10 protein-coding genes are annotated in these 11,172 nt (G+C 72.0%); 4 read left to right on the plus strand and 6 right to left on the minus strand.

The genetic code is table 11. From position 1 onward, the window contains the following. Positions 1 to 63: 63 nt before the first annotated feature. The 4 genes from ACFWE2_RS21140 to ACFWE2_RS21155 all read right to left on the minus strand — a co-directional run bounded on the left by ACFWE2_RS21140 (position 64) and on the right by ACFWE2_RS21155 (position 4,475). Entirely contained in the window at positions 64 to 723 is a 660-nt protein-coding gene (locus ACFWE2_RS21140) for a vitamin K epoxide reductase family protein (RefSeq protein WP_377226181.1), read from the minus strand. A gap of 46 nt (positions 724 to 769) precedes the next feature. Then, positions 770 to 1,999, minus strand: coding sequence for an MFS transporter (locus ACFWE2_RS21145; RefSeq protein WP_377226182.1), 1,230 nt, complete (start codon positions 1,997 to 1,999; stop codon positions 770 to 772). A 79-nt stretch (positions 2,000 to 2,078) separates the two neighbouring features. Further along, positions 2,079 to 2,786 (minus strand): metal-dependent transcriptional regulator, encoded by a 708-nt coding sequence (locus tag ACFWE2_RS21150; protein ID WP_377226183.1) that lies wholly within the window; start codon positions 2,784 to 2,786, stop codon positions 2,079 to 2,081. Positions 2,787 to 2,795: 9 nt separating this feature from the next. Next, entirely contained in the window at positions 2,796 to 4,475 is a 1,680-nt protein-coding gene (locus ACFWE2_RS21155) for a metallophosphoesterase (RefSeq protein WP_377226184.1), read from the minus strand. A 109-nt stretch (positions 4,476 to 4,584) separates the two neighbouring features. On the opposite strand from ACFWE2_RS21155, the gene ACFWE2_RS21160 reads away from it, so the two are divergent. Then, positions 4,585 to 5,079: a hypothetical protein gene (locus tag ACFWE2_RS21160; RefSeq protein WP_377226185.1), complete on the plus strand. Its 495-nt coding sequence runs from the start codon at positions 4,585 to 4,587 to the stop codon at positions 5,077 to 5,079. Positions 5,080 to 5,084: 5 nt separating this feature from the next. Here the strand turns inward: ACFWE2_RS21160 and ACFWE2_RS21165 are convergent, their stop codons facing one another. Both ACFWE2_RS21165 and ACFWE2_RS21170 read right to left on the minus strand, forming a co-directional pair. Then, positions 5,085 to 5,960 carry a Ku protein gene (locus ACFWE2_RS21165; protein WP_377226186.1) on the minus strand — a complete coding sequence of 292 codons (876 nt, stop codon included), beginning with the start codon at positions 5,958 to 5,960 and terminating at the stop codon, positions 5,085 to 5,087. 67 nt (positions 5,961 to 6,027) lie between these two features. After that, the gene (locus tag ACFWE2_RS21170; RefSeq protein ID WP_377226187.1) at positions 6,028 to 6,351 is read right to left on the minus strand and encodes a glutaredoxin family protein; all 324 of its coding nucleotides are present in this window, start codon (positions 6,349 to 6,351) and stop codon (positions 6,028 to 6,030) included. Positions 6,352 to 6,487: 136 nt separating this feature from the next. Here ACFWE2_RS21170 and ACFWE2_RS21175 point away from each other — a divergent pair, with 136 nt between their 5' ends. The 3 genes from ACFWE2_RS21175 (at position 6,488) to ACFWE2_RS21185 (ending at position 11,124) form a co-directional block, all read left to right on the plus strand. Next, a complete protein-coding gene (locus tag ACFWE2_RS21175; RefSeq protein ID WP_377226188.1) occupies positions 6,488 to 9,025 on the plus strand; it encodes an ATP-dependent DNA ligase in 2,538 nt (845 codons plus the stop codon). A 91-nt stretch (positions 9,026 to 9,116) separates the two neighbouring features. Next, on the plus strand, positions 9,117 to 10,106 hold the full coding sequence (locus tag ACFWE2_RS21180) for an SMP-30/gluconolactonase/LRE family protein (RefSeq protein ID WP_377226189.1): 990 nt from the start codon (positions 9,117 to 9,119) through the stop codon (positions 10,104 to 10,106). 94 nt (positions 10,107 to 10,200) lie between these two features. After that, on the plus strand, positions 10,201 to 11,124 hold the full coding sequence (locus tag ACFWE2_RS21185) for an NADP-dependent oxidoreductase (protein ID WP_377226190.1): 924 nt from the start codon (positions 10,201 to 10,203) through the stop codon (positions 11,122 to 11,124). Positions 11,125 to 11,172 lie beyond the last annotated feature (48 nt).

Here is an 11,172-nt window from a genome sequence, read left to right on the forward strand (position 1 = left end):
GTGCGTAGACAGTGTCGACGCACAGCAACACACCCCGCGAGGTACATGTCTCCCAGGAGACCGTCAGAACGAAGCGACCAGGTCCCCGCCCACAGCGAGCATCAGCCACGCCACGGCCGCGACGTAGCCGATGATCAGGATGATGACGTGGTTGCCCACCACAGCGTCCCGCAGACCGGCACTCACGCGCAGGTCGCCGGACCGCACGCCCCGCACGATCTGGTACCAGAGCAGCGGCCACATGATGGTCCACACGACCATGCAGTAGGGGCACAGCGCGACGATGTCGTAGAAGCTGGTCCACATCAGGAAGAAGACGAGTGCCTGGCCCACCACGGTCCCGGCCAGCAGCGACAGCCAGTACCAGCGCGGCAGTCGCGTGCCGAGCAGCAGCATCACGCCCGTCGTGACGACGACGGGGAACGCCGCGACGCCGATGTACGGGTTCGGGAAGCCGAGCAGCGCGCCCTGCCACGAGTCCATGGCGGCGCTGCAGGTCACGAACAGGTTGATGCTGCAGGACGCCGTCCGCTCCGGCTCGACGAACGCCAGGTACTTCTCCCAGGCCAGGGCGAACGAGGCGACGAACCCGATGCCGCCCAGCACCACCAGGAGCAGGCCCATGGTCCGCGCGCCGAGCGGCGAGCGGTCCGGCGCCGCAACGTCGCTCTGGTCGCTGATCGAGCTGTCCGACGACGTCGTGGTCGCCCCGATATCGGTCACATGGCTAACGCTACCGGCCAAGTCTGGGACATTGCTGAAATCCACGTCACAGGGATGTCTCCGCCGCCTGGTGGGCGACCCGCTGTCGCCCGAACGCCAGGATCAGGGCGAGGCCGACAACGGTGACCACAGCCCCCGCCCAGGCCGGCGCGAGGTATCCCCAGCCCGCGTCGATCACGACGCCGCCGAGGAACGCACCCGCACCGTTGGCGACGTTGAGCCCGGCGTGGCACAGGGCGGCGCCGAGCGACGGCGCTCCGGGCGACAGGTCCATGAGCCGGGTCTGGAACGCGAGGCCCAGGATCTGCGACGTCACGCCGAGCAGGAACAGCGAGGCCAGTGCGGGCACCACCCAGCCACCGGTCAGGGCGAACAGCACCAGCGAGGCGGCGGTCGTCACGAAGCCGATCACCACGGCGCGCAGCACACCGCGGTCGGCGAGGCGCCCGCCGATCTGCGTGCCGACGGTCATCCCGACGCCGAACAGCGCGAGCACCCAGGGCACAGCCCCACCGGGCAGGCCGGTCACGCCGGTCATGGTGGGGGCAACGTAGGTGTAGACAGCGAACATGCCGCCGAAGCCGATGGCGCCCGTCACGAACGCCAACCACAGGGGCACGTTCCGCAGCGTCGCCAGCTCGGTGCGCACCGAACGCCCGGGTCCGCCGGCAGCCTCCGGCACGAGCCGCCACAGCCCGAGCAGGGTCGCGATGCCGAGCGCGCCGATCAGCACGTAGGACGTGCGCCACCCGAACGTCTGGCCGACCCAGGTGGACAGCGGGACGCCGACGATGTTCGCGATGGTCAGGCCCGTCATCATGGTCGCGACGGCACGTCCCCGCTGGGCGGGCCCCGCGACGGCGGCGCCGACGGCCGCGCCGACGCCGAAGAACGCGCCGTGCGGGAGCCCGGCGAGGAACCGGCCGACGACGAGCCAGCCGATGTCCGGCGCCGCGGCGGACAGCACGTTCGCGAGCGTGTAGGCACCCATCAGCACGAGCAGCAGGCGCTTTCGCGACATCCGCGCCGCGGCGACGGTCAGCAGCGGCGCCCCGACGACGACGCCGAGCGCGTACGCCGTGATCGTGTGCCCCACCTGCGGGTCCGTCGCGCCGAGGCCGGCCCCGATGTCGGGCAGCAGGCCCATCGCCGCGAACTCGGTGGTGCCGATGGTGAAGCCGCCGACGGCCAGCGCGACGAGCGCGGGCGCCGCGCGGCGCATCGAGCTCCTGCCGGACGTCTCGTCAGGAGCAGGCTGGGCGGGGCTGGTCGCCATGGGGTCTCCAGGTGTGTCGTATCGATTCGGGGGACCGTCGGCGACACCGGCGACGAGCTAGAGGGGAACGGAGAGGAGACTACTCCTGAGTGACCCACACGCGGGAGGCCGCCAGCAGGCCGAGATCGGCCACCCGCTCGGAGGCGTCGTCCAACTCGCCGGCCGGCTGCCAGGACACTGCTACCGTGCCGGCGAACTCGCGCCGCGCCTGGACCTCCACCCGCATGTCCAGGTCCAGGCCGAGCTCGGCGAGGTAACGCAGTGCCTCGGGGTCGGCGTCGGAGATGCGGACCACCGTGCCGGCGGCGCCGGTGTGCATCGACGACAGGGGCACGGCGGAGGGCCGCACCACCGTGCCGTCCGCCGCCGGGATCGGGTCACCGTGCGGATCGCGCGACGGGTTGCCCAGCCGCGCGGCCATGCGTTCGACGAAGACGTCCGAGACCGCGTGCTCCAGCACCTCCGCCTCGTCGTGCACCTCGTCCCACCCGTAACCGAGCTGGTCCACGAGGAAGGTCTCCAGGAGCCGGTGCCTGCGCACCATCACCAGGGCGAGACGGCGCCCGTCGTCCGTCAGGCGGATCGCGCCGTACCGCTCGTGCTCCAGCAGACCCTGCCCGGACAGGCGGCGCACCGTCTCCGAGACCGTTGAGGCGCCGACACCCAGCCGGTCGGCGAGGTGCTTGGTGGTCACCTTCTCGTCCGACCATTCCTGGGCAGACCACACCGCCTTCAGGTAGTCCTGGGCGACGGGCGTCAGCTCGGCCGGGTCGGTCGTGATCTCCACGCGCCAAGCCTAGTTGTCCCGGGCGGACGGCGACGGGGACGACCCGATGCCGGACAGCACACCGCCGACGTCGTCGCCGGGAACCTCGTCGGGCAGCGGGACCGCCGGCGGCATCGGCTGCCGCTCGCCCACCACCGCCTCCCCCTCCTTGGTGACCTCGACCAGCTGCCAGTCCACGAACTGACGGCGCTCGGGGTCGAACCGCAGCACGGTCATCTCCGACGAGTCACGCAGCGGCCCCACCGACGTGTTGCCCTTCGTCGCCCCGCCGGTGCTGGCGTTCACGTACCGCACGCCGTACCCCACGACGTCCGGCCCGATCCGCTTGTGCATGTGCCCGGAGACCTGGAACGGCACGCAGCCCGACTCCAGCGCCGCGTCACCCACCGCCGGCTGGTGGACCAGCAGCAGGTCGACCCGGTCCTCCGCGGTGAACCCGCCGAGCCCCGGCTCCCCCGCCGCGTCGCACGCCACGTCCCGCAGCCGGTCGCCGGCCTCCTCGGGCGTCTCCTCACGGGCCATCACCGTCCCGCCACCGATCCGCGTCTCCAGCGGGTCCCGGTCGCCGAGGATGCGCACGCCCTCCACCTCGACGACGTCGCCGTCCAGCACGATCTGCCGGTTCGCGAGCTCCGTCGCGGTCGTCAGGCGGGAGTCGTGGTTCCCGTCCGAGACCACGAACGGGACCCCGTCCGGCACGGCAGAGGCGAACGAGTCCACGCACACCGACTCCACGCTCGTACCGTTGATCGTCGTGTCCCCGGCATTCAGCATGACGTCCGGCCCGAGCCGGTCGGCGAGGTCACGGATGAGCGGCGTCATGCCTGTGTTGCAGTGCAGGTCCGAGACCAGCAGGAACGTCACGTAGTCGGTTCCGTCCGGGGTGGCCGACGCCGAGCCCGTCGGTCCGGGAGCGGCCTCCTGCGCCTCCTCCTGCTGCGCGGCCCGCGCGTCCCACGCCTCGTTCAGCCGCTCGCGCGCCCCCGCGTAGAACACCTCGTTCGCCTGATACGTCTCGACGAGCTGGCCGCTGTACGTGTCGATGACGCCCGCCAGCCGGCCCGTGATGCGCGCACCCTCCAGCGCCGTCCCCTCGAACACCGGCGAAGCGGGCAGCGCCGCCCTGTCCTCCGGCCCGGCGCTCGCCGTGACGGTAGCCGTCACGAGCACGGCCACGAGCACCCCGCCGGCGATCTTCCCGGTGCGCGGAGCGAGCGTCCGGCCGAGCTCCCGGCGTCGGGCGGGCCCGAGCAGGGCCCGCAGGCCGAACCCGGCGGCGACCAGCAGGACCGCCGCCGTGGCGGCGCCACGGACCGCGTCCCAGATCAGCGCCCACGCGGCGGTCCGCACCGTCTGCTGCGGGGTGTCGAAGAACTGGAGGTACCCGTCGAGGTCGGCCACGAGCGCGTCGAAGCTGGCGGTGTCCACCGCCGAGAGGTCGGCGGGGATCTCGTGCACCGTGATCCGCACCCCGAGCGTGAGCGGCAGCGGGGAGTCGGCGACGACGGTGCCGAGCGGGCCGAGGTCGGCGACCAGGGCGTCGTCAGCGGTGACCGAGTACGTGGCCTCGTGCGGGCCGAGGCTCAGGTCTGCCTGCGCGGTGGTGATCCCGAACGTGAGGGCCACCAGGGCTGCGGCCACGCCGGTCAAGGTCCAGCGCAGCCAGCGGGGCGGTTTGGTACGACTCATCGGCTCTACCTTGTCATGGGGTGCGCCCACCCGCGGCTCGCCCGGTGAAGGCTGGCCTGGTCCGGCGGGTCGACGGCGTGCCGGCCGGGGCGGACGGCACGATGGCCCGGTGTTCACGCTCCGATCCGTCTGGCGGCCGGCCGCACCCGTGGCACGGGTCTGGTCGGTGCTGGCCGACCCGCGGTTCACCTGGCCCGACTGGTGGCCGGGGCTCACCGCCGCGGCGACCCGGCCCGTCGTCGGACCGGATGGCCTTGCCGCGGCCGGGACCTCGGCTGACCTGCGGGTTCGCAGCCCGCTCGGGTATTCGCTACGGTTCCGGCTCGATCTGCGGCAGACGACGGCGCCGTCGGACGGCGAGCCGGGTCGCGCGCTGCTCGACGTGTCCGGTGACCTGGCGGGAAGTGCCGACGTGGCGGTGCGGGCCGTCGGCGGGCTGCCGACCGACGGAGCGTCCACCGAGGTTCGGCTCCTCTGGCTGGTCTCGCCGGTCCCCGCATGGTTCAGGGTCGCGGCACGGATCTGCCCCGCGCCGCTCGCCTGGGCCCATGCCCACGTGATGCGGGCCGGTGAGCGCGGGCTGGCGGAGCGGCTGCGCGACTGATCCGGTCAGCCGGCCTTCTGGGACTTCGACCTGGACTTCGACTTGGCGGCCGTCTTCGACCCCGAGGTGGACCGCGCACCGGACTTCGACCTCGACTTCGACTCCGCGACGCTGCGCTTGAGCGCCTCCATGAGGTCGACGACCTCCGCGCCCTCGCCGTCCCCCTCGGCGGCCTCGCCGAACGTCGCCGCCGTGTCGACGGACTCGCCCGACTCGAGCTTGGCCTCGACGAGCTTACGCAGCTGTACCTGGTACTCGTCCTCGTAGTCCTCGGGCGTGAAGTCCGCCTCGAAGCTGCTGACGAGCTGCGCCGACATCGTGAGCTCCTTCTCGGAGACCTTCGCCGGCTCGTCGAGGGACGGGAACGTGGCCTCCCGGATCTCGTCGGCCCACAGGAGGGTCTGCAGCACGAGGACCTCGTCGCGCACCCGCAACGCGGCCAGCCTGGTGCGCTGGCGGAGCGCGAACTTCACGACGGCGGTGCGGTCGGTCTCCTCCAGGGTGCGGCGCAGCAGCACGTACGCCTTCGTGGACTTGGAGTCGGGCTCGAGGTAGTACGTCCTGTCGAGCATGATCGGATCGATCTGCTCGCTGGGGACGAACTCCACCACCGAGATCTCGCGGTCCCGTTCGGCCGGGAGATCGGCGAGGTCCTTCTTGGTGAGCACCACCGTGCGCTCACCGTCGTCGTAAGCGCGGTCGATGTGCTCGTACGGCACCACCTCACCGTCGATCTCGCACACACGCTTGTACCGGATACGTCCACCGTCGGCGTCGTGTACCTGATGCAGCGGGACGTCGTGGTCCTCGGTCGCGCTGTACAGCTTGACCGGAACGTTGACGAGGCCGAAGGTCACGGCACCCTTCCAGATCGCCCTCATCTTTCTATAGTGCGCCCCATGCGCACCACATGCCCAGGTTTCGGTCTGGGCCGACGGTCGCCGACCGTCAGAGACCCGCGCGGTCCAGCTTCGCGCACAGCTCCGCGTTGGTGGGCTCCACGAGCTGCTCGCCGTCCGGGAACACCAGCACAGGGATGGTCTTTCGGCCGGTCAGGGCCTCGGCCTCGTCAGCACGGGCGGGGTCGGCGGCGAGGTCCACGTAGACGTACTTCACGCGGCGGATGTCGAGCACCGCCTTGCTGCGGCGGCAGTCGCGGCACCACTCGGCGCCGTAGACGGTGAGCTGCTGAGGTCGGGCGATCGAAGAGGTGTCGCCCGCGGTCGCCCGGGGCGCTGCCAGCACGTCGATCGCGAGGCTGTCCGAAATCACTCGCCGGAGCCTAGCGGAGTCCGCGCCGCCGTCACGACCCTGCGCGACGTGATCTCGGCGACGTCATCTCCTCGTCACCTCCGCGACTCCGGGCAGACTCCTGGCAAGGGGCCGCGACCAGCGGCACCATGGTGTGATGGCGTCAACGCAGCAGACGGTCATGGTCGAGGGGCACCGCCTGCGCCTGAGCAACCTCGACAAGGTGATGTACCCGGCGTCGGGCACCACCAAGGGCGAGGTGCTGCACTACCTGACGCAGGTCGCGCCGGTGCTGCTGCCGCACGCCGCCAACCGCCCGGCGACGCGCAAGCGATGGCCCGACGGCACCGGTGGGCAGATGTTCTTCCAGAAGAACCTCGACGCCTCGACCCCCGACTGGGTCAAACGCCGCTCCATCCAGCACAAGACCTCCTCCAACGACTACGTGCTGGTCAACGACCTCGCGACCCTCACATGGCTGGGCCAGACCGCGACCCTCGAGCTGCACACCCCGCAGTGGCAGTTCGGCCGCACGGGCGCGCGCCTGGACCCCGACCGCCTCGTGCTCGACCTCGACCCCGGCCCCGGAGCGGGCCTCGCCGAGTGCGCGGAGGTGGCCCGCTGGGCCCGCGAGATCCTGCAGGGCATGGGACTGGAGCCCTACCCCGTCACGTCCGGCTCCAAGGGGATCCACCTGTACGCGGCCCTCGGCAAGGCGCAGGACACGCGCCTCGACTCCGACGCCGTCTCCGCCGTCGCGCACGAGCTCGCGCGCTACCTCGAGGCCGAGCACCCGGACCTCGTCGTCAGCGACATGAGCAAGAAGCTGCGGTCAGGCAAGGTGCTGGTCGACTGGTCGCAGAACAACGGCAGCAAGACCACCATCGCGCCCTACTCGCTGCGCGGACGCGAGCAGCCATGGGTCGCAGCGCCCCGCACCTGGGAGGAGCTGGAGGACCCCGGCCTCGCCCAGCTCACCCCCGAGGAGGTGGTGGCCCGCATCGAGACCGACGGCGACCTGCTCGCTCCCCTCCTCGAAGGACACCTGTCAGCGCTGGAGCCGACGCCGGAGCGCCTGGCCACCTTCGAGAAGCTGGGAACCTACCGGGCCAAGCGCGACCCCGCGAAGACCCCGGAGCCGTTCGGACCGGAGGGACAGGTCTCGACAAACTCGACCACCGGAGCCGGCTCGACCACCGCGGCGGGCCCGACCGTCGATGCGCCCACCTTCGTCATCCAGGAGCACCACGCCCGCCGTCTGCACTGGGACTTCCGCCTCGAGCACGACGGCGTGCTCGTGAGCTGGGCGCTCCCCCGCGGCGAACCCACCGACCCGGCCAAGAACCACCTCGCCGTGCAGACCGAGGACCACCCACTGGAGTACGGCTCCTTCGAGGGCACCATCCCGAGCGGCGAGTACGGGGCCGGGGAGGTCACCATCTGGGACTCGGGCACCTACGAGCTCGAGAAGTGGCGCGACGACGAGGTGATCGTCACCCTCCGCTCCGCCGAACGCGGCGCCCGGCGCCTGGCCCTGATCCGCACCGGCGGCCGCGACGGCGACGCGGAAAACAACTGGCTCATCCACCTGACAAAATCCCAACCAGGCTCCCCCGAACCGTTGAGTGCTGGATCTTCGCCCTCCGCAAGGGGCCGGAAGGGGCAAAAACCCAGCACTCAACCGAGCAGGGGCGAGAGGGTGCGGCGGCCCATGCTCGCCACCAACGCCGCACCCGGCGAGCTCACCGAACCCGACGACTGGATGTTCGAGATGAAGTGGGACGGGTTCCGCACCCTCGCCCACGTCCAGGACCCCGAGACGGTGCGCCTCGTCAGCCGCTCCGGCCAGGACCTCACGGTCACCTTCCCCGAGCTGGCGGCGCTCGCGGGCCAGGTCGACCCGGCCCGGCTCCCTGTCGTGCTCGACGGCGAGATCGTCGCGCTCGACCGGGACGGCCGCCCCGACTTCCGGCGCCTCCAGCACCGCGCCAACCTCCGCAAGGAGCACGACGTCGCACGCGCCAGGGCCCGCGTCCAGGTCGACCTCATGCTCTTCGACGTCCTCGAGGCCGACGGCGACGACGTCACCAGCGAACCGTGGACGCAGCGGCGCGAGCTGCTCGAGTCCCTCGTCACGCCGCACGCCCCCATCCACCTCCCACCCGTGTTCGACGGCGACCTCGACGCCGCCATGCGCACCTCCCGCACCCTGCGGCTGGAGGGCGTCGTCGCCAAGCGCCGCACCTCCACCTACGCGGGACGACGCTCACGGGAATGGCTCAAGCTCAAGCACAGCGCCATGCAGGAGGTGGTCGTCGTGGGCTGGCGCCCGGGCCGGGCGAACGCCTCGGTGATGGGCTCGCTGCTCATGGCGGTGCCCGACCAGGAAGCGGACGGCCTGCGCTACGTCGGCCGCGTCGGGACGGGCTTCACCGAGCGCGAGCGCCGGGAGATCACCGCCCGGCTGCGGGCGATGGAGCGCAAGACGCCGAGCGCGTCCGGTGTGCCGAAGGAGGACGCGTCGGACGCGCGCTGGGTGACGCCGAGGCTGGTGGGCGAGGTGACGTACGCCGACTGGGTGGAGGGCAGCGACGGCGCGTCGGGCGAGCGGCGGATGCGGCACTCCGTGTGGCGCGGCTGGCGGCCGGACAAGTCGCCGGACGAGGTGGTGGCGGAGCTGCCGGGGCAGGCGTGAGGCGGTACCCGCTTGGCACACTTTTACTGGACATTCCTATTCTTCGGCGAGCCGCGGACGTACCGTGTTGCGCGACGGACGGAGGACATGGATGTTCCGCTACCCCAAGCGTCTGGCCGCCCCTACGGCCATCCTTGCCGCGATCACGCTCGCGGCCGTCCCGGCGACAGCAGTCGCCGCACCCGGAGCCGTTCCCAGCGGCTCCACCGCACGACAGCTCGCGCACGGCCTGCGCGACCCCTTCCCCCAGACCGAGCTCCCGGACCGCATCGAGCTGCCCGACGGCTTCCAGCCCGAGGGGATCGCGGCGGCGGGCCCGGTCGCCTGGTTCGGCTCGCTCGCCGACGGCGACATCTACCGCGCCGATCTCCTGACCGGTGAGGGCGAGGTGATCAGCCAGGGACCCGGCACGCCGTCGGTAGGGCTCACCGTGGACGCTCGCGGACGCCTGTTCGTCGCGGGCGGCCCGGGCGGCGGCGCGCGCGTCGTCGACGGGCGCTCGGGCAAGCTCCTCGCGACGTACGACTTCGGCGGCGGCTTCGTGAACGACGTCGTCGTGACGCGCGACCACGCGTACTTCACCGACTCGCAGCGCGCCGTCGTCCACCGGCTGCGTCTCGGGCCGCACGGCCGGCTCACGGACACGCACGACGAGCTGGCCCTGCACGGCGAGTGGGAGCAGGTGGACGGCTTCAACGCCAACGGCATCACCACGGCGCCCGACGGCAAGAACCTGCTCGTCGTGAACTCGACGACGGGCGACCTCTTCCGGGTCGACCGGGACAACGGGCACGCCGACCGGGTGGACCTCGGCGACGCGCGGCTCACCGACGGCGACGGGATGCTCCGGACCGGTCGCACGCTCTACGTCGCGCAGAACAGCAGCAACCAGGTGACGACGCTGCGGCTCGACCGGACGGCGTCGGAGGGCCGGGTGGTGCAGACCCGCACCAGCGACGACTTCGACACGCCCACCACCATCGCCCGCTTCGCGGGTGCGCTGTACCTGCCGAACGCCCGGTTCACCACGACACCCGAAAGCGACACCGAGTACTGGGTGACCCGCCTGCCGCTGCACTGAGCGGCCGGCCCAGGGCCACCTGCGCCGGCGCCTGTTCGGCAGCCCACCCGGCGGGCGCGGAATAGCCGCGTCCGCCGGGCGGGTTGTCGCCGACATGCGAGCCATCACGTATTCGAAGTTCGGCGGTGCCGACGTCCTCGAGCTCACCGACCAGCCCGACCCGCACATCGGCCCCGACACCCTGCTCGTCCGGGTGAAGGCGGCGTCGGTGAACCCGGTCGACTGGAAGATCCGCCAGGGCTACCTCGAGGGCCTGATCGACACGGTGTTCCCGGCAGTCCCGGGCTGGGACGTCGCGGGCGTCGTCGAGCAGGTGGGCCTGGACACCCCCGAGTTCCAGGTGGGCGACGAGGTGTACGGCTACGTGCGCAAGGACACCGTGCAGGGCGGCACGTTCGCCGAGCTCGTCGCGGCACCCGTGCGCACGCTGGCCCGCAAGCCCGCGTCGCTGAGCTTCGAGGAGGCGGCGGCGGTGCCGCTCGCGGGCCTCACCGCCTACCAGGCGATCCAGCGTGCGGGGGTCGTCGAGGGGCAGACGGTGCTGGTGCACGCCGCGGCGGGCGGCGTCGGCGCGTTCGCCGTGCAGCTCCTCAGGGCGCTGGGCGCACGGGTCGTCGGCACCGCGAGCGAGGCGAACCACGGCTTCCTGCGCACGCTCGGCGCCGAGCCCGTCACCTACGGCGACGGCCTCGCCGACCGGGTCCGCGCCGTCGCGCCCGACGGTGTCGACGTCGTCCTCGACCTCGTCGGCGGCGGGGCGGTGTCCGCGAGCGCCGAGCTCCTGGCCGACGGCGGCACGATCGCCTCGATCGCCGACCCCACCGCTCGTACCGAGCACGGCGGGCACTACGTCTGGGTGCGCCCGTCGACCGCGGACCTCGACGCGCTCAGCGCGCTCTTCGACGGCGGCAAGCTGACCGTGGAGGTCGCGCAGGTCTTCGACCTGGCCGACGCCGCGGACGCGCACCGGGCCAGCGAGACGGGCCACACGCGCGGCAAGGTGGTCGTCCGGGTCTGACGCCAGCATGCTTGGTCGGCAGAAGGTCAGGTGATCGGCAGCTCGAGC

It is taken from the genome of Promicromonospora sp. NPDC060271 (genome assembly GCF_042726755.1).
Taxonomy (GTDB): Bacteria; Actinomycetota; Actinomycetes; order Actinomycetales; family Cellulomonadaceae; genus Promicromonospora.